The organism is Pseudonocardia kujensis (assembly GCF_021283305.1).
In the GTDB taxonomy this organism is placed as follows: Bacteria; Actinomycetota; Actinomycetes; order Mycobacteriales; family Pseudonocardiaceae; genus Pseudonocardia; species Pseudonocardia kujensis.
The window spans coordinates 12,692-38,771 of the sequence record NZ_JAJSOK010000041.1; the positions used below are offsets into that span (position 1 = coordinate 12,692).

Below are 26,080 nucleotides of genomic sequence, written 5' to 3' on the forward strand. Positions count from 1 at the left end.
AGGATAGCCTCGCCACGACTGAGGCACACCGCACTGTGGTGACCCTGTGCTCACAGCGAGGTGTGCCTCACCTGTCCGGAACCATCGGGAGGGCGAGAAGTGACGGTCGGATCGGCGCCGGTGGTGCCGACCGCGGGAGGGCGCGGACGCGCCCGGCCGAAGCGGTCCCTGCGTCGTCGGCGGCTGATCGGCCTCGGCGTGCTCCTCGTGCTCCTCGTCCTGGCGGTGCTCGCCAGCATCGCGTTCGGCACGAAGGTCATCCCGTTCTCGCACGTCGGGAGCGCGCTGTTCGCGCCGACGGGCACCGAGGACGACATCGTGATCCGCTCGCTGCGGGTCCCGCGCACCGTGCTCGGCGTCCTGGTCGGCGTCGCGCTCGGCCTCGCGGGCGCGCTGATCCAGGGGCACACCCGCAACCCGTTGGCCGATCCCGGCCTGCTGGGCGTGAACATGGGCGCGGCGTTCTTCGTGGTCGTCGGGATCTACGTGTTCGGCGTGACCACGCTGTTCGGCTACGTCTGGTTCGCCTTCGCCGGCGCGATGGTCGCGAGCGTCGCGGTGTTCCTGCTCGGTTCCGCGGGCGGCCGCGGCGGACCGACCCCGGTGAGCCTCGCCCTCGCCGGCGCGGCCCTGTCGTTCCTGCTCAGCGGCCTGGTGTCGGCCATCATCCTGGTCGACACCGACACGCTCGACGCCTACCGGTTCTGGAACGTCGGCTCGCTCGCGGGGCGCGACACCGCCGTCGCCGGGCAGGTCGTGTGGTTCATCGTCATCGGCGCGCTGATCGCGCTCGCCACCGCACCGGCGCTCAACGCGCTGTCCCTCGGCGAGGACGTCGCCCGTTCGCTCGGGCAGTCCGTGCGGCGCACCCGGGTGCTCGGGATCGTCGCGATCACCCTGCTCGCGGGCGGGGCCACCGCGGCCTGCGGCCCGATCGGCTTCGTCGGGCTGGTGGTGCCGCACGTCGTGCGCTCCTTCACGGGGCCGGACCACCGGTGGTTGCTCCCGGCGTCGGGGCTGCTCGGTGCGGTGCTGCTGCTCGCGGCCGACGTGCTGGGCCGGCTCGTCGCGCGGCCCGGCGAGCTGCAGGTCGGCATCGTCCTGGCCCTGGTCGGCGCCCCGTTCTTCATCGCGCTCGTCCGCCGCCGGAAGCTGGTGTCGATCTGATGGCCGCACCGACCCGGCCGACGCGCGACCCGACCGCGCGCGAGGGTCTGGAGCGGGTCCGGGGGCGGCGGCCGTTCCGCCGCGGCGCGGTCTCGGGCGTCCGGCGCCCGCGCAACGTCCTGGTCCTCGTGGTGTCGCTGGTCGTCCTGGTGCTCGCGGTGGCGCTCAACGTGGGCCGCGGCGAGTTCCCGATCGGCATCCCGGACGTGCTGGCCACCCTGTTCGGCGGCGGCGACCCCAGCCAGCAGTTCATCATCCTGGAGCTGCGGCTGCCGCGGTCCCTGACCGGGCTGCTGGTCGGCGGCGCGCTCGCGGTGTCCGGCGCGATCATGCAGTCCGTCGCACGGAACCCCCTGGCCAGCCCGGACATCATCGGCATCACCTGGGGCGCGAGCGCGGCGGCCGTCACGTTGATCGTGCTGGGCGGCGCGGGCCTGGTCGGCACGCTCGCCGCCGTCGGGCTGCCGCTCGCGGCGCTGGTCGGCGGGCTCCTCGCCGCGACCGTGATCTACGGCCTCGCCTGGCGGAAGGGCATCCAGGGCTTCCGCCTGGTCCTGGTCGGCATCGGCATCAACGCGATGCTCGTCGCCGTCGTGAACTGGCTGCTGATCGTCGCGCAGGTCTACGAGGCGGCGCGCGCCACCGTCTGGATCAACGGCAGCCTCAACGCCCGCGGCTGGGAGCACGTGGTCCCCGTCGGGCTCGCCCTGCTGATCCTGGTGCCGGCCGCGCTGGTCCTCTCGTTCGTGATGGGGGCCCTGCAGTACGGCGACGACACCGCGCGCGGCCTCGGCGTGCGCGTGGACCGTGCGCGGAGCCTGCTGCTGCTGGTCGCCGTCGTGCTGGCCGGCGTGGCCACGGCGTCGGCCGGGCCGATCGCGTTCGTCGCGCTGGTGTCGCCGCAGATCGCCCAGCGCCTCGTCGGCTCCTCGCGCCCGCCCATCGGCGCCTCCCTCGTGATCGGCGCCGCGCTGACCGTCACCGCCGACCTGATCGCGCGCACCGCCTTCGGCGGCGTCGAGCTGCCCGTCGGCGTCGTCACCGCCGTGCTCGGCGCCCCGTACCTGCTCTACCTGCTCGTCCGACAAGGCCGGGAGGCCCGTGCATGACACCGAACGCCGAGACCGCCCTGGCGGAGGACACGCAGGCGCCCGTCGGGCCCGACGGCTCGCGGGTGCGGCTGCGCGCCGAGGGCGTCCGGCTCGGCTACGGCGAGCGCGTCGTGGTCGACGACCTGGACCTCGACGTCCTGCAGGGCACCGTGACCGCGGTGATCGGCCCCAACGGCTGCGGCAAGTCGACCCTGCTGCGCGCGCTCGGGCGGCTGCTCAAGCCCAGCCGCGGGCACGTGCTGCTCGACGGCCGCAAGATCGACGAGATGCCCACGAAGCAGGTCGCCACCGTGCTGGGCCTGCTCCCGCAGGCGCCCACCGCGCCCGAGGGTCTCACCGTCGGCGACCTCGTCGCCCGCGGCCGGCACCCGCACCAGGCGTGGTACCGGCAGTGGTCGGGCGACGACGAGGAGGCGGTCGCCGAGGCGCTCGCCTGGACCGGCATCTCCGACCTCGCCGAGCGGCCGGTCGACGAGCTCTCCGGCGGCCAGCGGCAGCGCGCATGGATCTCGATGGCGCTGGCCCAGGGCACCGACCTGCTGCTGCTCGACGAGCCCACGACCTTCCTCGACCTGGCCCACCAGGTCGAGGTGCTCGAGCTGGTGGAGCGGCTGCACGAGGAGCGCGGCCGGACCGTCGTGATGGTCCTGCACGACCTCAACCTGGCGGCGCGCTACGCGGACCGGCTCGTGGCGATGAAGGCCGGCCGCATCGTCGCCCAGGGCCCGCCCGTCGAGGTGATCACCGAGCCGCTGCTGCGCGAGGTCTTCGGGCTGGAGGCCCGGGTCGTCCCCGACCCCGTCGCCGGCACGCCGCTCGTCGTCCCCGTCGGCACCCGGTGACCGTGCGGCGCAGGGGATGATCTCGTCGTCCGCAGCCCGTAGGGTGCCGCCATGGCGACCGCGCGCGAGACCTTCCGGGTGCCGTCCGGGCCCGTCGACCTGACGGCGATCGACCCGCGCGGGCACCCGATCGGCCCCCGCGACAAGCCCGACGCCGCGCTCGAGCTGGAGGACCTCGGGGCGCGCCTCGACGCCCGTCAGGAGGCCCTCTACGCGGAGGGGACGGCCGGCGGCCGACGCGCGGTCCTGCTCGTCCTGCAGGGCATGGACACCTCCGGCAAGGGCGGCACGATCCGGCACGTCCTCGGGATGGTGAACCCGCAGGGCGTGCACGTCGCCTCGTTCAAGCGCCCGACCGAGGAGGAGCTCGCCCACGACTTCCTGTGGCGGATCCGCCGGCAGGTCCCCGTGCCCGGCCGGGTCGGCGTCTTCGACCGCTCGCACTACGAGGACGTGCTGGTCGCCCGGGTGGACGCGCTCGTGCCGGAGGAGGTCTGGCAGGCCCGGTACGCGGCGATCGCCGACTTCGAGCGGGAGCTGTCCGCGCAGGGCGTCACGATCCTCAAGTGCATGCTGCACATCTCGCCGGAGGAGCAGGCGGAGCGGCTGCTCGCCCGGCTCGACGACCCGCAGAAGCGCTGGAAGTACAACCCCGGCGACCTCGACGCGCGGGAGAAGTGGCCCGCCTACCAGGAGGCCTACGCCGCGGCCCTCGAACGCACCGACTCCGACGTGGCGCCCTGGTACGTCGTCCCCGCCGACCGCAAGTGGTACCGGAACTGGGCGGTCGCCGCGCTGCTGGCCGAGACCCTCGACGACCTGGCCCCGCAGTTCCCGCCGCCGGACTACGACCTGGAGGCGGAGCGGGCGCGGCTCAAGGCGTCCACGGGCCTCGGCTGAGCCGCTCCTCGTGGTCGGACGGTCAGGCCACCACGAGGAAGTGGAGCAGCCAGTAGGCCACGGCGGCGCAGAACCCGGCGGCCGGGAGCGTCAGGACCCAGGCCACGGCGATGTTGCCGCCGACCCCCCAGCGGACCGCCGACAGCCGTTTCGTCGCGCCCACGCCCAGGATGGACGACGTGATCGTCTGCGTGGTGGAGATCGGTGCGGCGAAGACGAACGCGGTCGTGTAGAGCACGGCCGAGGCCGTGAGTTCCGCCGCGAACCCGCGCGGCGGGTCGAGGTCGATGATCCGCCGCCCCAGGGTGCGCATGACGCGCCAGCCCCCGGCGTAGGTGCCCAGGGACAGCGCGCCGGCGGAGGTCAGCACCACCCACCACGGGATCTCCTCGCCCTGGTGGAACCCGCCGACGACCAGCGCGAGGACGATCACGCCCATCGTCTTCTGGGCGTCCTGCAGGCCGTGGCCGAGCGCCATGCCGGCGGCGGACACCGTCTGCGCGATCCGGAACCCGCGGGTGGTCCGCATCGGCCGGGTGTCCTTGAACAGCCACAGGATCACGATCATCACGAGCCCACCCAGCACGAACCCGACGACCGGCGACAGGACCATCGGGATCACGACCTTGTCCAGCACGCCGGACCACTTCACCGTGCCGGCGGAGGCCAGTGCGGCGCCCACCAGGCCGCCGATCAGCGCGTGCGAGGAGGAGCTGGGGAGCCCGAACCACCAGGTGACGAGGTTCCAGACGATGGCGCCGATCAGCGCGGCCAGCACCACCGCGAGGCCGGCGAGCCCCTGCGGAGCCTCGATGATCCCGCTGCCCACGGTGGCCGCGACCTCGGTACCGAGGAACGCGCCGACCAGGTTCATCACGGCCGCCATCAGCAGCGCCACCCGGGGCGAGAGGGCCCGGGTGGCGACGGAGGTCGCGATGGCGTTGGCGGCGTCATGGAAGCCGTTGGTGTAGTCGAACGCCACCGCGACGACGATGACGACGACGACCGCCGCGAGGAGCATCAGGCTTCCTTGACCGCGATGCTCTCGACGGTATTGGCGACCGTCTCGAAGGCGTCCGCGGCCTCCTCGAGGGTGTCGACGACCTCCTTGAGCTTGATGATCTCGAGCACCGCGGCGGGGTCGGTGATCGCCTCGTCCGGGGTCAGCAGGCCGGCCAGCACCGCGTGGTAGGCCTCGTCGGCCTCGTCCTCCAGCGAGTTGACGTGGATCCAGTAGTCGCGCAGCTGGGCCATCTTCTCCAGCCGCGGCATCGCCTCGGCGGTGGCGGCCGCGGCCCGGCAGAGCACGTCGACCTGCATCGCGATGCCCGCCGGGAGCCGCTGCAGCCGGTAGAGCACGATCCGGTCCGCCGCCTCCTCGATGGCGTCGACGACGTCGTCGAGGGAGCCGGCGAGCCGGTAGATGTCCTCGCGGTCGAACGGGGTGACGAACACCGAGTTCAGCTTGACCAGGATCTCGTGGGTGACCTCGTCACCCGCGTTCTCGGCGTCCTTCACCCGTTTCGCGATCGCGGCCCGCTCGTCGGGCGGGGCTCCCACCAACTCGTTGAGCTCGTTCGCCGCGACCACGATGTTCTCCGCGGCGCGGGTGAAGAGCGGGTAGAAGCCGCGCTCGTGCGGCGTCAACCGGAAGGCCATGGGGGGTTTTCTACCCGTTCACCCGCGTCTCATCCCGGCCGGGGCCCGCCGGCGGCACCGCGCCACCGGCCCCGGCTGCGGGATCGTCCCGGGAGCGGCAGCGGATCTCCGCGGGTACTCAGCCGATCAGCGCCCGCCCGATGATCTCCTTCATGATCTCGTTGGTGCCGCCGTAGATGGACTGCACGCGCGAGTCGACGAAGGCCTTCGCGATGGGGTACTCCATCATGTAGCCGTAGCCGCCGTGCAGCTGCAGGCACCGGTCGACCACGCGCTTCTGGACGTCGGTGGCCCACCACTTGGCCTTGGCGGCGTCGGCCACCGAGAGGTTGCCGGCCACGTGCTCCCTCAGACAACGGTCGACGTAGGTCCGCGTCACGTCGATCTCGGTGTCCATCTCGGCGAGCTCGAACCGGGTGTTCTGGAACGTCGCGACCGCGCGGCCGAAGGCCTTGCGCTCCTTCGTGTACTCCAGCGTCATCCGCAGCGCCGCAGCCGCGCCGGCCACCGCGCCGACGGCGATGGACAGCCGCTCCTGGGCCAGGTTCTGCATCAGGTAGATGAAGCCCTGGCCCACCTCGCCGAGGACGTTGGCCGCGGGCACCCGGACGTCGGTGAAGCTCAGCTCCGCCGTGTCCTGTGCCTTCATGCCGACCTTCTCCAGGCGGCGGCCGCGCTCGAAGCCCGGCATGCCGCGCTCCACGCAGAGCAGCGAGAAGCCGCGGGCCCCGGCCTCCGGGTCGGTCTTGGCGACCACGATCACGAGGTCGGCCAGGATGCCGTTGGTGATGAAGGTCTTGGCGCCGTTGAGGACCCAGTCGTCACCGTCCCTCTTGGCGTGGGTGGTGATGCCCTGGAGGTCCGAGCCGGTTCCGGGCTCGGTCATGCCGATGGCCGTGATGATCTCGCCCGAGCAGAAGCCCGGGAGCCAGCGCTGCTTCTGCTCGTCGTTCGCGAGCCGGAGCAGGTACGGCGCGACGACGTCGTTGTGCAGCGGGAAGCCCAGGCCGCTGGTGCCTGCTGCGGTGATCTCCTCGAGGGCGACGGCGTTGTACCGGAAGTCGGGGGTGCCGCCGCCGCCGAACTCCTCGGGGACGTCGGTGCCGAGCAGGCCGGCCTTGCCGGCGGAGAGCCAGATGTCGCGGTCGACCTGTCCGTTCTTCTCCCACTGCGCGTGGTGCGGGACGACCTCCTTCTCCAGGAAGGTGCGGACCAGGTCGCGGAACGCGTCGTGTTCGGCGTCGAAGATGTCGCGCTGCATGACGCGCAGTCTCACATACTCGCCGGTAACCCCGTGGGCCGTCCGCGGCCCGCGCGGGCCGTAGGCTGCCGCCGTGCTCCGTGCGCTGACCGACGAGCTGGGCTCCCGCCTGGGGGCGGCCGCCGTCAACGCCTGGGACCGGACGGTGGCCGGCGGCGTCGCCGACCTGCGGCGCATGCCGCGCACCGAGGTGGCCCGGGACCCCGGCGGGACGCTGTACCGCTACGACCCGCTGCCGGGGGTGTCGCCCTCGGGCCCCGCGGTGCTGCTCGTCCCGCCGCTGGGCGCGCCGGACTTCGCCTACGACCTGCGCCGGGACTGCTCGCTGGTCGAGCACCTGCTCGGCGCGGGCCGGCCGGTCTACCTCGTCGACTACGGCCCGATCGCGTTCGGGCACCGGCGGCTGGGCATCGAGCACTGGGTCGACGACGTGGTGCCGGGCGCGGTCCGCCGGGTCGCCGGGCTGACCGACGAGCAGGTGCACCTGGTCGGCTGGTCCCTCGGCGGGCTGTTCTGCCTGCTCGCCCTGGCGGCGGCGGAGGAGGCGGGGGAACCGCTGCCGGTCCGCGCGGTCGCCGCGATCGGCAGCCCCGTCGACGTCACGGCGGTGCCCCTGGTCGCGCCGCTGCGCCCGCTCGCGGAGGTGGCGGGCGGGCGGGCGGTCTCGGCGCTCTACCGCGCGGTGGGCAGCTGGCCCGCGCCGCTGGTGAGCACCGTGTTCCAGCTGACCACGGTGGACAGGATGATCACGCGGCCGCTGGCGATCCTCTCCCGGCTCGACGACCGGGACACCCTCGCCCAGATCGAGGCGGTCGACCACATGATGGCCAACATGCACGGCTACCCGGGCCGGGTGTTCGGGCAGCTGTTCCATCTCTTCCTGCGCAGCAACGACCTCGCCGGCGGGAGCCTGGAGCTGGCCGGCCGGCGGGTCGAGCTGGCCTCGGTGAAGGTGCCCGTCCTCGTCGTCGGCGGGCGGGACGACGTCATCGCCCCGCTGCGCGCGGTCCGCCGCGCCGTCACGCTGCTGTCCGGGGCGCCGGAGGTGCGGTTCGAGACCGCGCCGGGCGGGCACCTCGGCGTGCTCACCGGGCGCAAGGCGCGGACCACCACCTGGCCCGCCCTCGACGCGTTCCTGGCCGAGCACTGAGATCACCCCTCCGCCGCGGGTTCCCGGGGTTCCTGAGGGCCCACTGAGTGAGTTTTCGGGGCCCGGCCGCACCGTGGGCACACTGGGGCCATGCGCCATGTGGAGAACGTCGGTACGGAGAAGCCGTACTCGGTGATCGGGCTCGGGACCTGGCAGTTCGGGTCCAAGGAGTGGGGCTACGGCGGCGGGTACGACGAGACGGAGGCCGGCCGGATCGTCGCCCGGGCCCGCGAGCTGGGCGTCACCGTGTTCGACACCGCCGAGGTGTACGGGTTCGGCCGTTCCGAGCGCATCCTCGGCAAGGCCCTGGCCGAGACGGGCGGCGCGGACGGGGTCGTGGTCGCCACCAAGATCTTCCCGGTGCTGCCGACGGCAGCGGTCGTGCAGCAGCGGGGAGTGGCCAGCGCCCAGCGGCTGGGTGTCCGGACCCTGGACCTCTACCAGGTGCACCAGCCCAACCCGTTGGTGAGCGACGGCACCACGATGCGCGGGATGCAGGCGCTGCGCGACGTCGGCGTGGTCCGCGACGTCGGTGTGTCCAACTACAAGCTCGACCGCTGGCGGTCCGCGGAGGCGCGGCTCGGCGCGAAGCTCCTGTCCAACCAGGTCCAGTTCAGCCTGGTGCAACGCGCGCCGCTGGCCGAGATGCTGCCGTGGGCGCAGCGCACCGGGCACGTGGTCATCGCCTACAGCCCGCTCGCGCAGGGCCTGCTGTCCGGGCGCTACGACCGGGACCACCGCCCGACCAACGGCGTGCGCGCGGCCAACGCGATGTTCCTGCCGGAGAACCTCGACGCCGCGAAGCCGCTGCTCGACACCCTGCGCGACGTCGCCTCCGCGCACGACGCCACGCCGTCGCAGATCGCCCTGGCCTGGGTGGTCCACCCGCCGAACGTCGTCGCGATCCCGGGGGCGTCGAGCGTCGCACAGGTGGAGAGCAACGTGGCGGCGGCGGAGATCCGGCTGACCGACGAGGAGTACGCCGGGCTCACGGCCGCGGCGGAGGCGTACCGACCGATCACCGGCTTCCCGGCGATCCCGAAGCTGGTCGCCTCCCGCCGGCGTGCGTGAGGTGTCCGTTTCGCCTCGCTTCCCGCGCAGGTGAGTGACGTAGTACCCCGGCGTCGGCCCTGACGGAGTCGCGTCCGCGGCGTTAGCGTGGCGGCGTGGGCACGATCGAGCGGGTGGGCACGCGGCCGGAAGCAGGCGCGGAAGCGGGCTCGGAAGCGGCGTCGGCCGCGCGGCGGCGGCACGACGCCACCGTCGCCGGGCTCCTGCGGGCCTACCGGTCGGTCCCGGCCGGCACCCCGGTGCGGCTCGGCAAGCGGACGTCGAACCTGTTCCGGTTCGGCGGGCGCGCGGCGGAGTCGGTGCTGCTCGACACCTCCGGGCTGACCGGGGTGATCGAGGTGGACGGGGCGGCGCGCACCGCCGACGTCCAGGGCATGTGCACCTACGAGGACCTCGTCGCGGCGACCCTGCCGCACGGGCTGATGCCGCTGGTCGTGCCGCAGCTCAAGACGATCACCCTCGGCGGCGCGGTGACCGGGCTGGGGATCGAGTCGACGTCGTTCCGGCACGGGCTCCCGCACGAGTCCGTGCTCGAGATGGACGTCCTCACGCCCGCCGGCGAGCTCGTGACCGCGGCGCCGGACAACGAGCACGCCGACCTCTACGCGGCCTTCGCCAACTCCTACGGCACCCTCGGTTACGCCCTGCGGCTGCGCATCGAGCTGCTGCCGGTGAAGCCCTACGTCAGGCTCACCCACCACCGCTTCCGCACCGCGGAGGAGGCCACGGCCGCGCTGGCGGAGTTCTCCCGCCCGGACGGGCCCGCGGACTTCGTCGACGGCACCGTGTTCTCCGCCGACGAGCACTACGTGAGCGTCGGGCACTTCGTCGACACCCCCACGCCGGGCGCGCAGGTCTCCGACTACACCGGCATGGACGTGTACTACCGGTCGCTGCAGCGCCGGCCGGTCGACCACCTCACCGTCCACGACTACCTGTGGCGCTGGGACACCGACTGGTTCTGGTGCTCGCGCGCCTTCGGGGTGCAGGTGCCCGCCGTCCGTCGGGTGTGGCCGAAGCGGTACCGCCGGTCCGACGTGTACCGCAGGCTGGTCGCGCTCGACCAGCGGTACCAGGCGTCGAACGCGGTGCGCCGCGCCCTCGGCCGGCCCGAGGAGGAGATGGTGGTCCAGGACGTCGAGATCCCGACGCCCCGGCTCCCGGAGTTCCTCGCGGCGTTCCACGAGCACGTCGGGATCGCGCCGGTGTGGCTCTGCCCGCTGCAGCTGCGCGGGGAGCGGACCTGGCCGCTGTACCCGATGGAACCGCACACGCCGTACGTGAACGTCGGCTTCTGGTCGTCCGTGCCGGTGGGCGCGGACCGGGAGGAGCACAATCGCTTCGTCGAGAAGCTGGTGGCCGACCTGGACGGCCACAAGAGCCTGTACTCGACCGTCCACTACGGCGAGACCGAGTTCTGGGAGCGCTACAACGGACCGGCGTACCGGGCCGTGAAGGAGCGGTACGACCCGGCGGGGCGGGTACCGGATCTGTACACGAAGGTCGGAGGGGGAGCGTGAGCATGCGGGTCGCGGAGGTGTTCGGGCACGTGGTCGGGGCGGATGCGCCCCTTCGGCTGGTGGCCTACGACGGCAGCAAGTCCGGTCCGGACGACGCCGAGGTGGCGTTGCGGATCGAGTCGCCGCGGGCGCTGGCCCGGCTGGCGTCGGCGCCGGGCACGCTCGGCCTGGCCCGGGCGTACGTCACGGGGGAGATCGACGTGGAGGGCGACCTCTACACCGCGCTCTCCGCGCTGGCCGACGTCACCCTGCACGGGATCTCGAAGGCGGACTTCGCGAAGCTGCTCGCGACCGTCGGCCCCGTGTGGCTGAAGTACCGGCCCGCCCCGCCGGAGCTCGAGGCCCGGCCCCGCGGGCGGCTGCACTCCAAGTTCCGGGACAGCCAGGCCATCTCGCACCACTACGACGTGTCCAACCGCTTCTACGAGTGGGTGCTCGGGCCGTCGATGACCTACACCTGCGCCGCCTACCCGCGTCCCGACGCGACGCTCGAGGAGGCGCAGGAGAGCAAGTACGACCTGGTCGCCCGCAAGCTCGCGCTGGAGCCGGGCATGCGGCTGCTCGACGTCGGCTGCGGTTGGGGCGGCATGGTCCGGCACGCGGCCCGGATGGGTGTGCACGCCCTGGGCGTCACGCTGTCGAAGAACCAGGCCGAGTGGGCGCAGGAGGCGATCCGCCGCGAGGGCCTCGAGGAGTTCGCCGAGGTCCGGCACTCCGACTACCGGGACGTCCCCGAGACGGGGTTCGACGCCGTCAGCTCGATCGGGCTCACCGAGCACATCGGCAAGAAGCAGCTCGGCTCCTACTTCCGCTTCCTGTACGGGAAGCTGCGCCCGGAAGGCCGGCTGCTCAACCACTGCATCACGCAGCCGCACACCGTGAACAAGCGCAAGGTCGACCCGTTCATCGGCCGGTACGTCTTCCCGGACGGGCAGCTCGAGTCGCCCGGCCTGCTCATGACCGAGATGAACGACGCCGGGTTCGAGATCCGGCACGAGGAGAACCTGCGCGAGCACTACGCCATGACCCTGCGGGACTGGGGCGCCAACCTCGAGGAGCACTGGACCGAGGCGGTGGCCGAGGTCGGCGTGGGCCGGGCGCGGGTGTGGCGGCTCTACATGGCGGCGTGCCGGCTCGGGTTCGAGCTCGACAACATCCAGCTGCACCAGATGCTGGGCGTGAAGCTGGGCGACCACGGCGCGTCGGGCATGCCGCTGCGCGGCTGGCGGGCCGAGGGCGTGTGGTGAGCGGGTCCTGATCGTCCGCGGCTAGGGTTCCTCCTGTGCCCGAGCGCCTGTCGCCCCTGGACGCCTCGTTCCTGTTCATGGAGGAGCGCACCACGGCGATGACCGTCGGCGGGGTGATGACCTTCGAGACGGGGTCCGCCGAGGACGGGGCCTTCGACGTCGACGCGTTCGTCCGGCTCATCGGGGACCGGCTCGCCCTGGTGCCGCGCTACCGGCAGAAGGTGCGCGAGGTGCCGGGGCGGCTCGGGCTGCCCGTCTGGGTCGACGACCCGGACTTCGACCTGAGCTACCACGTCCGGCGCTCGGCGCTGCCCGCGCCGGGGTCGGACGCGGCGCTGCGCGAGCTGGTCGGCCGGCTGTTGTCCCGCCAGCTCGACCGCTCGCGCCCGCTGTGGGAGATCTACCTCGTCGAGGGGTTCGAGGGGCACCGGCTCGCGGTCGTCACCAAGACCCACCACGCGATGGTCGACGGGCTGGCCTCGATGGACATCGGCGCCGTCCTGCTCGACACCACGCCGAAACCGCGGCTCGTCGATCCGGACGACTGGCGGCCGGCCCGCGAGCCGAGCGGCCTGGAGCTGGCGGCCTCGGCCGTCGTGGAGAACATGCTGCGCCCGCGCAGCGCGGTCGACGCGGTCGCGCGCTCGGCCGCGGACCTGCGGCAGGCCGCGTCGTCGGTCCGGCGCTCGCTCGGCGGGCTGGCCGAGGCCGTGCGCACCGCCAGCCGCGGCCGTCCCGTCGGTGCCCTCAACGCGTCCATCGGCGAGCAGCGCCGGTTCGGGATGGCGAAGACCTCGCTGTTCGAGCACCGGGTGATCCGGCGCCGCCACGGCGCGGGCGGGGGATCGGTCAACGACGTGGTGCTCGCCGTGGTCGCGGGCGCGTTGCGGCGCTGGCTGATCAGCCGCGGCGAGCCGATCTTCGCCGACTCGGTGGTACGCGCGATGGTGCCGGTGAGCATGCGCGGCCGCAGCGGCGCCGCGACCTCCGGCAACCAGATCTCCGCGGTGTTCGTGGAGCTGCCGGTCGGCGTCGACGACCCGGTCGAGCGGCTCCGCGCGATCGCGGTGCAGATGGAGGCGCGCAAGCGGCAGGGCCGGTCGGCGGGCACCACGGCCGTGGTCGGACTCGCCGGGCTGGCCACGCCCACCGTGCACCAGATGGGCGCACGGCTGTCCTCCCGGCTGTCCTCGCGGCTGTTCAACGTCGTGGTCACCCACGTACCCGGGCCGCCGCGGCCGCTGTACGCGATGGGCGCCCGGATGCGGGACATGTTCCCGGTCGTCCCGCTGGCCCACGGCCAGGCCGTCGCCATCGGCGTGACCTCCTACGACGGTACCGTCTGTTATGGACTGAACGCGGACCGTGACGCCCTTCCGGACGTCGACACCCTGGCCGCGGCGATCGACGACTCGCTCGCCGAGCTCAAGGAGGCACCGGCCGCCGCGGCGGAGCGCACGTCCGGCTGAACGGTCCACCGCAGCCCTTCCCGCGGGCCAGGTGCACGTGCATCGTTCGCGCAATGGGGCCACGAACGCGGTACCGGACGGAGTGCGAGATCCGGCCGCTGCGCGAACCGGACCTCGACGCCGCCGACCGGATCCAGCGCCGGGCGTTCGCCGCCCTCGTCGGGGGCGACGACCAGCGCGACGCCGAGCTCGTCCGCACCCGCTGGGCGGCGGGGAACACCGCCGCCCTGGGCGCCTTCGCTGGACCCCGGCTCGTCGGCTCGGTGTTCGCCACCCGGTGGGGGAGCGTCGGGTTCGTCGGGCCGCTGTCGGTGGAGCCGGAGTGCTGGGACCGCGGTATCGGCTCGCAGCTCATGGCCGCGGCCGACGGCGTGCTGCGGGAATGGGGCGTGGTCCGCCGCGGGCTCTTCACCTTCGCGCACAGCCCCCGCCACCACCGGCTCTACCAGCGCTTCGGCTACTGGCCGCGGTTCCTCACGGCGTTGATGTCCCGGTCCGTGCCCGCCGCGCCACCCGCGGTGGAATGGGGGGTGGGGTCCGCCCTGGACCGCGAGGAGCTGACCGCCGCGGCCGCGCGGCTCGCCGGAGCCGTGTACCCCGGGCTCGACATCGGCGGCGAGATCGCGAGCGTGCTGGACCAGAAGATCGGCGACGTCGTGCTGGCCGGCTCGTCGGTGGCGCCCACGGGCGTGGCCGTGGTGCACGACGGCCCGGGGTCCGAGGCCGGCTCGGGCGTGGCGTACGTGAAGGTCGGCCTGGTCCGACCGGGGGCGGAGGCGGACTTCGCCCGGCTGGTCGACGCCTGCCTGGCCCACGCCGCCGCGCTCGGGGCGGAGCGGCTCGTCGTCGGGGTCAACACCGCCCGGCACCGGGCCTACCGGCACCTGGTCGCGCACGGCTTCGCCACCGACGTCCCGGGCGTCACGATGCACGCGCCCAACGACGCGGGCTACGACCGGGACGACGTGTTCGTGATCGACGACTGGCGTTGAGACCGCATCATGGTTCCATGACGCGATTCTGCGGGCGCTCTGCTCGCATTATGGTTCCATAACACGACTTTTCGGGCATTCTGGGCGCGTTATGGTTCCATAACGGGACTTTTCGGGCGGGTCAGGCGGCGCGGAGGGCGGCGAGCGCGGCCGCCATCGCCCGACTCGCGTAGCCGCCACCGAACAGCACCGTGTGCACGAGCAGCGGGAACAGCTGGTGCAACGGCACCCGGGCCCGCCAGCCCGCGGCCAGCGGAGAGGCCTCGTCGTAGGCCGCCAGCACCCGGTCGAGGTGGGGCAGGCCGAACAGCGCCAGCATCGCGAGGTCGGTCTCGCGGTGCCCGCCGTGCGCCGCGGGGTCGATCAGCCAGGTGCCGTCCGTGGACCACAGGACGTTGCCCGACCACAGGTCGCCGTGCAGCCGCGCGGGCGGCTCGGCCGGCCCGGCGAGCTGCGGCAGTCGGGCGCAGACCTCGTCGAACACCGCGGTGTCCGGCAGGCCGGCGCGGCGGACGTAGGCGAGCACCCGGTGTTCGGCGTACCACTCCGGCCACGAGTCGCCCGGCTCGTTGCGCATGCCGGTGGTGCCGATCCAGGCGTCCGCGGGGCCGCCGGGCGGGGGCGCACCGAACGCCGCCGCCCCTGTCTCGTGCAGCGCGGCGAGCCGGCGGCCGAAGTCCTCCGCGGCGGACGCGGACGCGGACCCGGCCGGCACCGCCTGGCTGACCAGCCACTCCGCGTCGGCCGCGTATACCTGCGGGACGGGTGGCCCGCCGCGGACGGCGAGCCATCGCAGGCCCGCGGCCTCGGCCGGCACGGACGGATCCCGCTTGACGACCGCGGCCCGCCCGTCCGGCAGGGTCACCCGGCGAACCCCTCCGCCGCCGACGGCGTCGGGGGCCAGCCCGACCGCGGCGAGCGCGTCCCCGGGCACCGTCAGAGCTCCTTGCGGACCCGCTCCAGCAGGCCCGGGACGGCGGCCTCGATCATGCGCAGGACCTCGTCGAAGCCGTCCGGACCGCCGTAGTAGGGGTCGGGCACCTCGGCCTCGTCCGAGGACGCGGGGTCGAAGGACCGGAGCATCACGACCCGGTCCGGCTCGGGCACGGAGTCGCGAAGGGCGCGGCGGTGGCCGTGGTCGAGGGCGACGAGGACGTCGGCGGAGAGCACGTGCGAGTCGATCTGGCGCGCCGTGTGGGCGGTGTCGTAACCGTGCCGGGCCAGGACCTCGGCCGCCCGCGGGTCCATCGGCTCGCCGACGTGCCAGCCACCCGTCCCCGCGCTGGTCACCGCGACCGCGGCGGCGAGCCCGGCCTCGTCGAGGGCGGCGCGGAACACCTTCTCCGCCATCGGGGAGCGGCAGATGTTGCCGGTACAGACGAAACTGACATGCACCCCGTCACCGTAGGGTGCCCCGATATGGAGGGTGTCCCGGAGCCGCCGGAGGAGATCAAGGCCACTGTGTCCGGTTCGCGCGCGGTCGCGCCGGGTCCCGAGCCGGACACGCTGCGTCATCCCCTGCATCATCACGGCGACGTCGAGGCGACCCCGGGACTCGTCGACTTCGCGGTCAACGTCCAGGGGGACGCGCCGCCGGCCTGGCTGCGCGCCCGGCTCGCCGCCGCGCTCGACGACCTGGCCCGCTACCCGTCGGCCGAGCACGACCGGCGCGCCCGCGAGGCCGTCGCGCGCCGGCACGGACGGGAGCCCGGCGAGGTGCTGGTGCTGGCGGGCAGCGCGGAGGGGTTCGCCCTGCTCCCGGCCCTGCGGCCGCGCCGCCCGGTCGTCGTGCACCCCGGGTTCACCGAGCCGGAGGCCGCCCTGCGCGGCGCCGGGCTCGCCGTCGGGCACGTGCTCACCGCGGAGGCGGACGGGCACCGGCTCGACCCGGCGGCCGTGCCGGAGGAGGCCGATCTGGTCGTCGTCGGGAACCCGACGAACCCGACCGGGGTGCTGCACCCCGCCGCCGCCCTGCGGACCCTGGCGCGGCCCGGCCGCGTGCTGGTCGTCGACGAGGCCTTCGCCGACGCGGTGCCCGGCGAGCCGGAGTCGCTCGCCGGGGAACGGCTGCCGGGCCTGCTGGTCCTGCGCTCGCTGACGAAGACCTGGGCGCTCGCCGGCCTGCGTGCCGGCTATGCCCTCGGCGATCCCGCCCTGCTCGCCCGACTGGCCGCCCCGCGGCCGCACTGGCCCGTCGGCACCCTGGGGCTGGAGGCCGTGATCGCCTGCTCCGAACCGGCCGCGGTCGCCGAGGCGGAGCGGGCGGCCGGGGAGCTGGCGGCGCACCGCCGCGCCCAGTCGGCGGCCCTGGCGCAGGTGCCGGGGGTCGAGGTGCTGCCCGGCGTGGCGCCCTACCTGCTGCTGCGGCTGCCCGAGGGCCGCGGTGGGCAGGTCCGCGAACGGTTGCGGCACAACGGGATCGCGGTGCGCCGCGGCGACACCTTCCCCGGCCTCGGGCCCGACCACCTGCGGGTCGCGGTGCGCGGCCCCGCCCGGGTGGCGCTCCTGGTCGAGGCACTGAGCGCCGCCCTGGTAGGTGTAGCGGCGTGAGCGAGCACCCCCCGGCGTCGCTGGCCGACGTCACCGCCGCCCTCGAGAGGGCCTACCCGCCCGGCCTCGCCCAGGACTGGGACGCCGTCGGCCTGGTCTGCGGCGACCCGGCGGACCCGGTGCGCCGCGTGCTGTTCGCCGTCGACGCGGTGGCCGAGACGGTCGACGAGGCGCTCGGGACCGACGCGCAGCTGCTGGTGACGCACCATCCGCTGCTGCTGCGCGGGGTGCACGGGGTCGGGGCCGACACGCCCAAGGGGGCGCTGCTGCACAGGCTGATCCGCGCCGGTGTCGGCCTCTTCACGGCGCACACCAACGCCGACGCCGCCGACCCCGGGGTGTCCGACGCGCTGGCCGGAGCCCTGGGCCTGCGGGTGACGGCGCCGCTGCAGCCGCAGCCGGCGGAGCCGCTCGACAAGATCGTCGCGTTCGTCCCGACCGGTCCGGCGCTACGCGGCGTGCACGAGGCGCTCTCCGCGGCCGGGGCGGGCGAGATCGGCGACTACAGCCACTGCTCGTTCGCCACGGCCGGGACCGGCCAGTTCCTGCCGCACGCGGGCGCGAACCCGGCGATCGGCGAGGTCGGGAAGCTGGAGCGGGTCGCGGAGACGCGGCTGGAGATGGTCCTGCCCCGCCCGCGCCGGCGGGCGGTGGTCGAGGCGCTGCGCGCGTCGCACCCGTACGAGGAGCCCGCCTTCGACGTGTTCGAGCTGGCCCCGCTGCCCTCGGCGCGCGGGCTCGGCCGGGTCGGGGAGCTGCCCGAGGCGGAGCCGTTGTCCGCCTTCACCGAGCGGGTCGCGGCGGCTCTGCCGCGGACCGCGTGGGGGGTGCGCGCGGCCGGGGACCCGGACCGCCCGGTCCGCCGGGTCGCGGTGTGCGGCGGCGCGGGGGACTCGGCTCTGTCGGCGGCGATCGCGGCCGGCGTCGACGCCTACGTGACCGCCGACCTGCGCCACCACCCGGCGTCGGAGCACCTGCTGGCGGGGTCGCTGCCCGGGCGGCCGACACCCGCGCTGGTCGACGTCGCGCACTGGGCGTCGGAGTGGCCGTGGTGCGCGCAGGCGGCGGCCGTCGTCGACGAGGCGCTGGGGGGTAGCGTCGAGACCCGCGTGTCCCGGCTCCGGACCGATCCCTGGACCCTCGGCGCGTGATCACCCGAGAAGGAGGACGAGGGGCGTGAAGGCCGATCCCGCCGCGCAGCGGCGGCTGCTGGACCTGGCCGAGGTCGACGCGGAGCTCACCCGGCTCGCGCACCGCCGCCGGGCGCTGCCCGAGCACGCGGAGCTGACCGAGGCCGAGGCGCGCGTGCGGGCGGGCAAGGACGCGGTGGTCGAGGCCGAGACCGCGGCGGGCGACCTGGACCGCGACATCCGCAGGCTGGAGCGCGACGTCGAGGGCGTGCGGGCGCGCACCGAGAAGGACCGGGCCGCGCTCGCGGGGTCCGGGGTGAGCGCGCGACAGGCGGTCGACCTGCAGCACGAGCTCGAGACCCTCGCCCGCCGGCAGTCCGTCCTCGAGGACGAGCAGCTCGAGGTCATGGAGCAGCGGGAGGCGCTGGGCGGCAACCTCGACCACGCCCGACGCGTGCTCGCCGAGGCCGAGGAGCACCTGCAGGGCGTCACGGCCCGCCGCGACACCGCGCTCGCCGACATCGACGCCGCCGAGGCGGGCCGCCGCCGCGACCGCGAGGCGATCCTCCCGGACCTGCCCGCCGGCCTGCTGGGCGTCTACGAGAAGCGCCGCGAGCAGGGGCGCGCAGGGGCCGGGCTGCTGCGCGAGCGCCGCTGCGGCGCCTGCCGGCTCGAGCTGGACCGCACCTTCCTGGGCCGGATCAAGGCCGCGGCCGCCGACGACGTCGTCCACTGTGAGGAATGCGGCGCGATCCTGGTGCGGACGGGGGAGTCGGGGCTGTGACGGGCTCGACCTCCTCGAGGGCCACCCCTTCCGGCTCCGCCGCCTGGACCGGGCAGAAGGGCGCCCCGACGCGGATGCTGCTGCTCCGGCACGGCCAGACGGCGCTGTCGGTGGAGAAGCGCTACTCCGGGCTGGGTGATCCCGCGTTGACCGCGCGGGGCGAGGCCCAGGCGGCGGGCGCGGCGGCGCGGATCGGTGCCCTGGGCGGCGTCGACGCCATCCTCACCTCGCCCCTGCTGCGGGCGCGGCAGACCGCCGAGGCCGTCGCCGCCACCACCGGACTGCCGGTCGAGGTGCGCGACGGGCTCATCGAGACGGACTTCGGCGAGTGGGAGGGGCTGACCTTCGTCGAGGCCCGCGACCGCGATCCCGAGCTCTTCGCGCGCTGGCTGGGCAGCACGGAGGTCGCGCCGCCGGACGGCGAGAGCTTCGCCGAGGCCGGGGTCCGGGTCGCCGCCGAGCGCGCCAAGATCGTCGCCGACTTCCCCGGCCGCACGGTCGTCGTGGTCAGCCACGTCACGCCGATCAAGCTGATCCTGCAGGAGGCCCTGGCCAGCGGCAGCTCGATCCTCTACCGGCTGCACCTGGACCTGGCGTCGCTCTGCATCGCGGACTTCTTCCCCGACGGCGGGGCGTCGGTCCGGCTGGTCAACGACACCTCCCACGTGCCCGGCGACCCGAGCTAACCCACCAGGCTCCACACCGCCCACAGGGCCGCGGTCGCCGCGGTCAGCGCGACCGGCACGGTCAGCAGGCCGACCGCGGTGAACGTGCGCAGGCTCGGCGTCGCGGGCAGGACCCGGCGCCACAGCAGCGTGGCCAGCGACCCCACGTAGGCCAGGTTCGGACCGATGTTCACCCCCAGCAGCAGCGCGAGGACCAGCGCCGGGTGCGGCGCCGGGCCGAGCGCGGCGACCAGGACGAGCGTGGCCGGCAGGTTGTTGACCACGTTCGCCAGCGCGGCGGCCACGGCCGCGACCCCGAGCAGCCCGGGGAAGGTCGGTGCGTCGGGCAGGATCCCGGCCAGCCAGCCCGCCAGCCCGTGCCGCGCGACCGCGGCGACCACCACGCCGAGCGCCAGCACGAACACGCAGAACAAGGGCGACGTCCCGCGGACCAGGCCTGCGAGGCCGATCTCGCGGCGGAGGAGCGCGCGCGCCGCGAGCACCACCGCCCCGGCCGCCGCCACCCAGACCGGCTCGACCCCGGCCGTCGACGAGAGACCGAACCCCGCCAGCGTGAGCGCGAGGACGACCAGCGCGAACCGCGGCGTCCGCTCGCCGTTGCGGGGCGCGGACACCGGGACCGACTCGGCGAGGTCGGCACCGAAGAACCGGCGGAGCACGCCGTACTCCACCGCGAGCGTGACCAGCCACGGCAGCAGCATCAGCCCGGCGAAACCGAGGAACGACAGGCCCGACGCCTCGAAGACCAGCAGGTTCGTCAGGTTCGACACGGGCAGCAGCAGCGAGCCCGCGTTGGCGAGGTGGACGCAGGCGTAGGCGTGCGGGCGCGCGGGGAGCCGCAGCCGGGTCGTCGTCGCGAGGACCACCGGGGTCAGCAGCACGACGGTCGCGTCGAGGCTCAGCACCACCGTGACGGCGGTGGCCGCGGCGAAGACCAGCCCGAACAGCCGCGGTGGGTGGCCGCGGGCGGCACTCGCGAGCCGGGCGCCGAGCCAGGTGAACACGCCCTCGGCGTCCGCGAGCCGCCCGAGTAGGAGGATCGCCGCCAGGAACCCGACGGTCGGGCCCAGCTCGCCGATCTCCGCCAGGGCCGCCGGCCAGGGCAGGAGCCCGAGCACGACGACGAGCACCGCGGCCGGCAGCGCCGCCGCCGCCTCCGGGAGGCCGCGGGGTCGCAGGACCGCGACCGCCAGCACGACCACGAGGAGCGCGGCCGCGAGGACGAACGTCATCAGGTGAGCAGCAGGTACACGCCGACCGCCAGGCCGAGTCCCACCACGCACCAGCGCAGGATGTTCTCGCGCATGCGCCGGGCGATCCGGGCCCCGACGTAGCCGCCGACCAGCGTGGTGGGCGCGAGGATCGCGACGTCGAACCAGTCGACGGGGGCGCGCAGGCTGAAGATCACCACGGTGACCGTGGCGGCCACGAGCGACAGCAGGCCCTTGAGGGCGTTGAGCCGGACGAGGGTGTCGTTGGCCAGCAGCGACAGCACCGAGATCAGGATGACCCCGAGCGCCCCGCCGAAGTAGCCGCCGTAGACACCGGCGAAGAACACCGCCGGCAGCAGCCAGGCCGTGCGGTCCGGTGCGTCCGCGTCCGGGGTGCCGATCCACCGTTTCAGGTACGGGCCGAGCGCCATCAGGAGGCTGGCCAGGATGACCAGGACGGGCACGACGGCGTCGAACACCGAGCTCGGAAGGATCAGCAGCAGGATGCAGCCGAGGACGGAACCGAGTGCGGCGGCGACGGCGGTCAGCACGATCCGCCGGCGCTGTTCGCGCAGCTCCCGCCGGTTGCCGGCGACGATGCCGACGTAGCCCGGCCACTGCGCGACCGAGTTCGTGACGTTGGCCGCCAGCGGGTCGAGCCCGACGGCCAGGAGCGCGGGGAAGACCAGCAGGGACCCGCCGCCGGCGACGGCGTTGACCGCGCCGGCCACCAGCCCGGCGGCGAGGAGGAAGACCAGCTGACCCGGCGACGCGCCCACCACGGCCGGAACAGTAGACGTCCGGTCGGTGACCCGCTCGGCCCTCGTCCGTAACGTCCGGGTGCCGGAGCTGCGAGGTACTGCATTGCGCGCCGGACGGGGGGCGGGAGCACCATGGGGGTGGGGTCCCGGTGCCGAGCGGGGCCGGGGGGAGGTCGCGATGTCGCAGCGCTGGGGTGTCGTCCTGGCGACGGTGCTGATCCTCGCCTGGTGCGTGGTGCCGATCTGGCTGCTGCTGCACCGGCCCGAGGGGCCCACGCGCGCGGTGCGGGCGGCCGTGGCCGGAGTGGTCGCGGTCGTCGGCCTCGGGGCGTTGCTGGCGGCCTGGGTCGGGACCTCGTCGGGTGCGGGGACGCTGCGCACCATCGTGACCGGCCCGGCGTCGACGGCGCGTCCGCCGCTGGCCGCTCCCGCGCCGGCCCTCCCCTCGACGGTGCCGTCGTCGGCCACGGACACGACGACGGGGAGCGCGGAGGTCGCGGGGCAGCAGCCTGCCGCCGCGCCGCCGCCGGAGCGGGTCCTGGCCGCCTCCGACGACTCGGGCGGCTCCGACAGCTCTTACGGCTCGGACGGCTCGGGCAGCTCCGACGGCTCGGACAAGGGGGGCTCGCCGGGCCACCCCGATGCGTCGGCCGCGGACGGGCGGGGGCCGGTAGCCATGGACGACAGCGCGCCGCGAGCCGCGGCGGTGGCCGGCGGTGGTGCCGCACCGGTGCGGTCGGGCGGCACCGAGGGCCGGCCGGCGGCGCACCAGGCCCAGCCGGTCGCCAACCGGCCCCCCGTCTCCCAGCCCGTGGGCGGGACCGGCCCCACCGCTCCGACGGGCCCGAGGCCCGGCCCGCCCACGCCGCCGGCGGACGACACCGTGCCCGGCACGCCGTCGATCCCGCCCTCGGCCCCGCCGTCGATCCCGCCTTCGGCCACACCGTCGCCGACGCCCACGCCGACGCCCACGCCGACGCCCACGCCGCCGCCCACGCCCTCGACGCCCACGCGACCCGGGCCGTCGACCACTCCTGCCTCCGGCCCGACGACCGAGGGCGGCACGAGCACGCCGAAGCCGACCGCGGAGCCGACCACCCCGACCACGCCCAGGACCTGGACGCGGACGCGGCTCGCGACCCCGCCCAGCCCGAGCACGCTCCCGACGACCCCGGTCACGCCGACCACGACGACCGTCCCGCCCACGCCGACGACCCCGAGCTGACCCACCGTCGGCGCCAGTCCAGGTCGGAGCCCGGTCTCCCGGGGAGCCCCACTCCGCGCGGAGCCCCGTGCACCGTGCCGTGATCCCCGCGCTACGATCCATGACGCGGACGAGCGGGCCGGGCGACCGCGTCGGCATCACGCCGCCGAGGAAAGTCCGGACTCCGTAGGGCAGGGTGGTTGTCAACGGCAACCCGGGGCGACCCGCGGGACAGTGCCACAGAGAACAGACCGCCGTGCGCCCCCCCGGGCGTGCGGTAAGGGTGAAACGGTGGTGTAAGAGACCACCAGCACCCCGGGTGACCGGGGTGGCTCGGTAAACCCCACCCGGAGCAAGGCCAAGAGGCCTCCCTCGGGAGGCTGCGCAGGTGTTCGAGGACGGCCCGTCCGAGCCTGCGGGTAGGCCGCTCGAGCCTGCCGGCGACGGCAGGCCTAGATGGATGGTCGCCGAACGGTGCGCCGCGAGGCGCCCGGGAACAGGATCCGGCTTACAGGCCCGCTCGCCCGCACCCCCTCGGCCTGCGAAGGCCCCGGGGCTACTGCTCCGGCTGGTCGCCGGCCTCGGGTCTCCTCGTCCTCGCCCTCCGCGGTCCGGCGCGCCGGCGGCGCGTCGCCGCGGCCGAGGGTCGTCGGGAACGAGGTCCTCGGTCGTCGACCTGCGGGACGTTCGGCCCCGTTCCCGGCCGCGGCACGTCACACGCCCCCGGTCGTTCCTCCGCGGGCAGGCGCCGCTCCTCGGCGAGCGCGGGCCGGCGGCGGTGATCCACGGGGCGCGGGTCCACCGACCGGGGGACGCCGCGTTCGTCCCCACCGCCCGTCGGTCGTGGGGCACCGGACCGGCCTGCCCGGCGCGACGCTCGAACGGTCAGCGCAGGAGCGAGAGGTGCCCATGACCGCCTACGGCGTCGCCGGACATGTCCTGGAGCTGGGCGGCGTCTTCGCCATCGCCGCCCTCGGGGCCGACCTGTGCCGGCGCCGTGAGCTCAACGGTCTCGCGGTCACGCTCTTCGCGATGGTCAGCGCGCTCGGTGGTGGACTCGTCCGCGATCTCGTCATCGGCGCGCCGCCCGTGGCGTTCCACAGTGTCGGCGACCCCGCCGTGGCACTGGCAGCGGGTCTCACCGTCGTCGTGCTCGGCCGGCACCTGCCGCGGGTCCTCGTCCCGCTGCAGCTGGTCGAGGCCGTCGGGCTCGGTGTGCTGTGCGTGAACGGCACGGCGAGGGCGCTCGCTGCCGGGCAGGCGCCGGTCGCCGCGGCCGCGCTGGGAGTCGTCACGGTCGTCGGCGGCGGCATCGTGCGCGACAGCCTGACCGGCCGTGTTCCCGGAGTGTTCCGGCGCGGGCGGGAGACCCGCCCGCTCCTGCTCGTGCTCACCGCGGTCACCGCGGTCGTCCTGCTGCGCCTCGGGCGGCTCGACCCCGCCGTCGGCCTCGTGGTTGCGGCGTGTGCGGCCACGATGCTGTTGATGTGCGAGCGCGTCGCCGCCGGAGCCCCGCCGGGAGCCGAGCCGGTCTCCACCTCGGTGGCGGTGGGTCCGCTCCCGGGACGGACGCTGGTCGGTGCGCCCGCCCGGCCCTGTCGGTCGACGGCCGAGGCGTGTAACAACGATCGCGTCCGTGTGCCTTCCGGCCGGGGCGACCCGCCGACGCGATGAGCGAGGAATGTCCCATGCCGACCTCACGACGGCCCGCATCGGTGGGCAGCCCGACCGAGGAGCCCGATCGGCTCACGAGCCCCGGAGCCGAGGACCCCGGCACCGAGAACTCCGGCACCGAGAGCTCCGGCACCGAGAGCTCCGGCACCGAGGCGATCCGCGGCTTCGTCGACGACGTGCGCCGGCTGTTCCAGCAGGAGCTGCGCACCGCGGACTCCGGCGCCGAGGCGATGCGTGCCTTCGTCGATGACATGCGCGAGCTGCTCCCGCGGGAGCTGCGCACCGCGCAGGAGGAGCTGGCCGGCAAGGCGCGTGCGGCCGTCGAGGGGGTGCTGTTCCTCGGCGTCGGCGTGGTGCTCGGCGCGGTCGCGGCGGGCACCTCCACCGCGGTGATCATGCGGATGCTGGAGAAGGTCCTTCCCCCGACGGTGGCGGCTGCGATCGTGACGATCGTCGTCGCCGCCGCCGCTGCCGTGCTCGTCGCGATGGGGCTCGAGAAGGTCCGGCGCGTGTTCCCGCTCCTTCCGGAGCGGGCCCTCGACGAACTGCGCGAGGAGATCCGCGGGGCGATGCCGGGCTGAGCGCGCCGGGACCGGCCGGAGAGCCCCTGCCGTCCTCGCCTCGCACGGGTGAGGCGACCCGCCGACGACGCGGTGACGCTCGGCACCGCCGGTCCGCTGCCGGGCCACCGGGGGAGCGGATCGGACCGCGAACCAGTCGAAGGGAAGCGACATGGCAATCGGGCCTGTGCAGTTGATCGTCCTCGGATTCCGGCATCCGGACTTCCACGGCCGGATCATCGAGGAACTGGAGAGGTTGCGCGAGAGCGACACGGTGCGGGTGATCGACTCCTTGGCCGTCTACAAGGACGCGGCCGGTGACCTCGAGGTGATGCACCTGAGCAACCTGTCCCAGGACGAGGCGATCGAGCTCGGCAGCAAGATCGGCGCGCTGATCGGCCTCGGCTTCGAGGGCGTGGAGGGAATGGAGGCGGGCGCCGAGGCGGGTGCCGAGGCGGCGGCCGAGGGAGCCACGGTGTTCTCCGAAGAGGAGGCGTGGGACGTCCTGGCCGACATCCCGAACGACTCGGCCGCAGCGCTCCTCCTGATCGAGCACCACTGGGCGGTGCCGCTGCGCGACGCCGTCGCCGAAGCCCACGGCTTCCGCATCAACGACGCCTTCATCAGCCCGCTGGACCTGGTCGAGATCGGCCTGCTGTCCAACGACGAGGCCAAGGACCAGCACCTCCTGGAGACGGCGTCGGCGAGCAGGAGATGACCGGCACGACCACGACCACGGCGAGCACGACGAGCACACCGAGCACGACGACGAGCACGACGACGAGCACGACGGCAACGCGGAGGTAGAGATGTTCGGATCACGCAGGGTCGCACGACGCACCGCACGACGCACCGCCCGCCGGGTGGACCGGCGTCGACGGTGAGCGGACCGGTGGGAGGGGTGTGAGGCACACGGCCGGCCGTGGGCGCTTCGAGGTCGGCGCCCGCGGCCGGCCGGCCTTCGGCCGCCGAGCCCGAGCCGTCTCTGCTCCGGCTCGGCCGCCCGCTCGGCCGCCCCACCCGCTCACGGCCGGGGTCTCCCCGGGGCTCGCGCGACAGGTACGAGTACGACGCTCGGCCGCCACCAGCGCGAGGAGCCGGGCAACTTCTTCGACATCTCTCGCAGCCTG

The 26,080-nt window shown here is 74.5% G+C and carries 25 protein-coding genes and 1 other RNA gene; 18 read left to right on the forward strand and 8 right to left on the reverse strand.

Annotated features, from left to right (window positions below):
- Positions 1–99 precede the first annotated feature (99 nt).
- Genes LWC35_RS24750 through LWC35_RS24765 form a run of 4 tightly spaced genes read left to right on the forward strand, consistent with a single transcriptional unit; the run spans position 100 to position 4,021 of the window.
- Positions 100–1,167 (forward strand): FecCD family ABC transporter permease, encoded by a 1,068-nt coding sequence (locus LWC35_RS24750; RefSeq protein ID WP_372463092.1) that lies wholly within the window; start codon positions 100–102, stop codon positions 1,165–1,167.
- Complete coding sequence (locus tag LWC35_RS24755) at positions 1,167–2,276, forward strand: FecCD family ABC transporter permease (RefSeq protein ID WP_232872646.1); 1,110 nt, start codon at positions 1,167–1,169, stop codon at positions 2,274–2,276. Before LWC35_RS24750 ends, LWC35_RS24755 begins: the two co-directional genes overlap by 1 nt.
- Positions 2,273–3,121, forward strand: a complete 849-nt coding sequence (locus LWC35_RS24760; protein WP_232872647.1) for an ABC transporter ATP-binding protein — start codon at positions 2,273–2,275, stop codon at positions 3,119–3,121. The genes LWC35_RS24755 and LWC35_RS24760 overlap by 4 nt, the downstream gene beginning before the upstream one ends.
- A 51-nt stretch (positions 3,122–3,172) precedes the next feature.
- On the forward strand, positions 3,173–4,021 hold the full coding sequence (locus LWC35_RS24765) for a polyphosphate kinase 2 family protein (protein WP_232872648.1): 849 nt from the start codon (positions 3,173–3,175) through the stop codon (positions 4,019–4,021).
- Positions 4,022–4,043: 22 nt separating this feature from the next.
- Here LWC35_RS24765 and LWC35_RS24770 read toward each other — a convergent pair whose 3' ends face one another.
- The 3 genes from LWC35_RS24770 to LWC35_RS24780 all read right to left on the reverse strand — a co-directional run bounded on the left by LWC35_RS24770 (position 4,044) and on the right by LWC35_RS24780 (position 6,941).
- Positions 4,044–5,042, reverse strand: a complete 999-nt coding sequence (locus LWC35_RS24770) for an inorganic phosphate transporter (protein ID WP_232872649.1) — start codon at positions 5,040–5,042, stop codon at positions 4,044–4,046.
- Complete coding sequence (locus LWC35_RS24775; RefSeq protein ID WP_232872650.1) at positions 5,042–5,680, reverse strand: DUF47 domain-containing protein; 639 nt, start codon at positions 5,678–5,680, stop codon at positions 5,042–5,044. The genes LWC35_RS24770 and LWC35_RS24775 overlap by 1 nt, the downstream gene beginning before the upstream one ends.
- Before the next feature lie 118 nt (positions 5,681–5,798).
- Positions 5,799–6,941, reverse strand: a complete 1,143-nt coding sequence (locus LWC35_RS24780; protein ID WP_232872689.1) for an acyl-CoA dehydrogenase family protein — start codon at positions 6,939–6,941, stop codon at positions 5,799–5,801.
- A gap of 73 nt (positions 6,942–7,014) precedes the next feature.
- Here LWC35_RS24780 and LWC35_RS24785 point away from each other — a divergent pair, with 73 nt between their 5' ends.
- The 6 genes from LWC35_RS24785 (at position 7,015) to LWC35_RS24810 (ending at position 14,390) form a co-directional block, all read left to right on the forward strand.
- Complete coding sequence (locus tag LWC35_RS24785; protein WP_232872651.1) at positions 7,015–8,091, forward strand: alpha/beta fold hydrolase; 1,077 nt, start codon at positions 7,015–7,017, stop codon at positions 8,089–8,091.
- Positions 8,092–8,181: 90 nt separating this feature from the next.
- Positions 8,182–9,162 (forward strand): aldo/keto reductase, encoded by a 981-nt coding sequence (locus LWC35_RS24790; RefSeq protein ID WP_232872652.1) that lies wholly within the window; start codon positions 8,182–8,184, stop codon positions 9,160–9,162.
- A 95-nt stretch (positions 9,163–9,257) separates the two neighbouring features.
- Complete coding sequence (locus LWC35_RS24795) at positions 9,258–10,682, forward strand: FAD-binding oxidoreductase (RefSeq protein ID WP_372463093.1); 1,425 nt, start codon at positions 9,258–9,260, stop codon at positions 10,680–10,682.
- A gap of 2 nt (positions 10,683–10,684) precedes the next feature.
- Entirely contained in the window at positions 10,685–11,929 is a 1,245-nt protein-coding gene (locus LWC35_RS24800) for a class I SAM-dependent methyltransferase (protein ID WP_232872691.1), read from the forward strand.
- 35 nt (positions 11,930–11,964) lie between these two features.
- Positions 11,965–13,398, forward strand: coding sequence for a WS/DGAT/MGAT family O-acyltransferase (locus LWC35_RS24805; RefSeq protein WP_232872653.1), 1,434 nt, complete (start codon positions 11,965–11,967; stop codon positions 13,396–13,398).
- Between the two features lie 53 nt (positions 13,399–13,451).
- Complete coding sequence (locus tag LWC35_RS24810; RefSeq protein ID WP_232872654.1) at positions 13,452–14,390, forward strand: GNAT family N-acetyltransferase; 939 nt, start codon at positions 13,452–13,454, stop codon at positions 14,388–14,390.
- Between the two features lie 121 nt (positions 14,391–14,511).
- Here the strand turns inward: LWC35_RS24810 and LWC35_RS24815 are convergent, their stop codons facing one another.
- Both LWC35_RS24815 and LWC35_RS24820 read right to left on the reverse strand, forming a co-directional pair.
- Entirely contained in the window at positions 14,512–15,324 is an 813-nt protein-coding gene (locus tag LWC35_RS24815) for a fructosamine kinase family protein (RefSeq protein WP_372463094.1), read from the reverse strand.
- A 2-nt stretch (positions 15,325–15,326) separates the two neighbouring features.
- Entirely contained in the window at positions 15,327–15,785 is a 459-nt protein-coding gene (locus LWC35_RS24820) for a low molecular weight protein-tyrosine-phosphatase (RefSeq protein ID WP_308194658.1), read from the reverse strand.
- 24 nt (positions 15,786–15,809) lie between these two features.
- On the opposite strand from LWC35_RS24820, the gene cobC reads away from it, so the two are divergent.
- Genes cobC through LWC35_RS24840 form a run of 4 tightly spaced genes read left to right on the forward strand, consistent with a single transcriptional unit; the run spans position 15,810 to position 19,540 of the window.
- On the forward strand, positions 15,810–16,940 hold the full coding sequence (cobC, locus tag LWC35_RS24825; RefSeq protein ID WP_232872655.1) for an Rv2231c family histidinol phosphate aminotransferase CobC: 1,131 nt from the start codon (positions 15,810–15,812) through the stop codon (positions 16,938–16,940).
- A 20-nt stretch (positions 16,941–16,960) separates the two neighbouring features.
- Positions 16,961–18,091, forward strand: coding sequence for a Nif3-like dinuclear metal center hexameric protein (locus LWC35_RS24830; RefSeq protein ID WP_269804736.1), 1,131 nt, complete (start codon positions 16,961–16,963; stop codon positions 18,089–18,091).
- A 25-nt stretch (positions 18,092–18,116) separates the two neighbouring features.
- Positions 18,117–18,854, forward strand: a complete 738-nt coding sequence (locus LWC35_RS24835; RefSeq protein ID WP_232872657.1) for a zinc ribbon domain-containing protein — start codon at positions 18,117–18,119, stop codon at positions 18,852–18,854.
- Positions 18,851–19,540, forward strand: coding sequence for a histidine phosphatase family protein (locus LWC35_RS24840; RefSeq protein ID WP_308194659.1), 690 nt, complete (start codon positions 18,851–18,853; stop codon positions 19,538–19,540). The genes LWC35_RS24835 and LWC35_RS24840 overlap by 4 nt, the downstream gene beginning before the upstream one ends.
- On the opposite strand, the gene LWC35_RS24845 is transcribed toward LWC35_RS24840, so the two are convergent.
- The 3 genes from LWC35_RS24845 to LWC35_RS24855 all read right to left on the reverse strand — a co-directional run bounded on the left by LWC35_RS24845 (position 19,537) and on the right by LWC35_RS24855 (position 22,742).
- Positions 19,537–20,772, reverse strand: a complete 1,236-nt coding sequence (locus LWC35_RS24845; protein ID WP_232872658.1) for an SLC13 family permease — start codon at positions 20,770–20,772, stop codon at positions 19,537–19,539. The two genes, LWC35_RS24840 and LWC35_RS24845, sit on opposite strands and share 4 nt — an antisense overlap.
- A complete protein-coding gene (locus LWC35_RS24850) occupies positions 20,772–21,533 on the reverse strand; it encodes a sulfite exporter TauE/SafE family protein (protein WP_232872659.1) in 762 nt (253 codons plus the stop codon). The genes LWC35_RS24845 and LWC35_RS24850 overlap by 1 nt, the downstream gene beginning before the upstream one ends.
- A gap of 555 nt (positions 21,534–22,088) precedes the next feature.
- Positions 22,089–22,742: a hypothetical protein gene (locus LWC35_RS24855; protein WP_232872660.1), complete on the reverse strand. Its 654-nt coding sequence runs from the start codon at positions 22,740–22,742 to the stop codon at positions 22,089–22,091.
- A gap of 105 nt (positions 22,743–22,847) precedes the next feature.
- Between LWC35_RS24855 and rnpB the strand changes: the two genes are divergently transcribed.
- The 4 genes from rnpB (at position 22,848) to LWC35_RS24875 (ending at position 25,668) form a co-directional block, all read left to right on the forward strand.
- Positions 22,848–23,243: RNase P RNA component class A (rnpB, locus tag LWC35_RS24860), an RNA gene on the forward strand.
- A gap of 382 nt (positions 23,244–23,625) precedes the next feature.
- A complete protein-coding gene (locus LWC35_RS24865; RefSeq protein WP_232872694.1) occupies positions 23,626–24,390 on the forward strand; it encodes a trimeric intracellular cation channel family protein in 765 nt (254 codons plus the stop codon).
- 14 nt (positions 24,391–24,404) lie between these two features.
- Entirely contained in the window at positions 24,405–24,971 is a 567-nt protein-coding gene (locus LWC35_RS24870; protein WP_232872661.1) for a phage holin family protein, read from the forward strand.
- Between the two features lie 151 nt (positions 24,972–25,122).
- The gene (locus tag LWC35_RS24875) at positions 25,123–25,668 is read left to right on the forward strand and encodes a hypothetical protein (protein ID WP_232872662.1); all 546 of its coding nucleotides are present in this window, start codon (positions 25,123–25,125) and stop codon (positions 25,666–25,668) included.
- Positions 25,669–26,080: the final 412 nt, after the last annotated feature.

Coding starts and splice junctions, on each gene's coding strand:
- LWC35_RS24755 (WP_232872646.1), top strand. CDS start 1,167: ATGGCCGCACCGACCCGGCCGACGCGCGACCCGACCGCGCGCGAGGGT.
- LWC35_RS24760 (WP_232872647.1), top strand. CDS start 2,273: ATGACACCGAACGCCGAGACCGCCCTGGCGGAGGACACGCAGGCGCCC.
- LWC35_RS24765 (WP_232872648.1), top strand. CDS start 3,173: ATGGCGACCGCGCGCGAGACCTTCCGGGTGCCGTCCGGGCCCGTCGAC.
- LWC35_RS24770 (WP_232872649.1), bottom strand. CDS start 5,042: ATGCTCCTCGCGGCGGTCGTCGTCGTCATCGTCGTCGCGGTGGCGTTC.
- LWC35_RS24775 (WP_232872650.1), bottom strand. CDS start 5,680: ATGGCCTTCCGGTTGACGCCGCACGAGCGCGGCTTCTACCCGCTCTTC.
- LWC35_RS24780 (WP_232872689.1), bottom strand. CDS start 6,941: ATGCAGCGCGACATCTTCGACGCCGAACACGACGCGTTCCGCGACCTG.
- LWC35_RS24790 (WP_232872652.1), top strand. CDS start 8,182: ATGCGCCATGTGGAGAACGTCGGTACGGAGAAGCCGTACTCGGTGATC.
- LWC35_RS24800 (WP_232872691.1), top strand. CDS start 10,685: ATGCGGGTCGCGGAGGTGTTCGGGCACGTGGTCGGGGCGGATGCGCCC.
- LWC35_RS24810 (WP_232872654.1), top strand. CDS start 13,452: ATGGGGCCACGAACGCGGTACCGGACGGAGTGCGAGATCCGGCCGCTG.
- cobC (WP_232872655.1), top strand. CDS start 15,810: ATGGAGGGTGTCCCGGAGCCGCCGGAGGAGATCAAGGCCACTGTGTCC.
- LWC35_RS24845 (WP_232872658.1), bottom strand. CDS start 20,772: ATGACGTTCGTCCTCGCGGCCGCGCTCCTCGTGGTCGTGCTGGCGGTC.
- LWC35_RS24865 (WP_232872694.1), top strand. CDS start 23,626: ATGACCGCCTACGGCGTCGCCGGACATGTCCTGGAGCTGGGCGGCGTC.
- LWC35_RS24870 (WP_232872661.1), top strand. CDS start 24,405: ATGCCGACCTCACGACGGCCCGCATCGGTGGGCAGCCCGACCGAGGAG.
- LWC35_RS24875 (WP_232872662.1), top strand. CDS start 25,123: ATGGCAATCGGGCCTGTGCAGTTGATCGTCCTCGGATTCCGGCATCCG.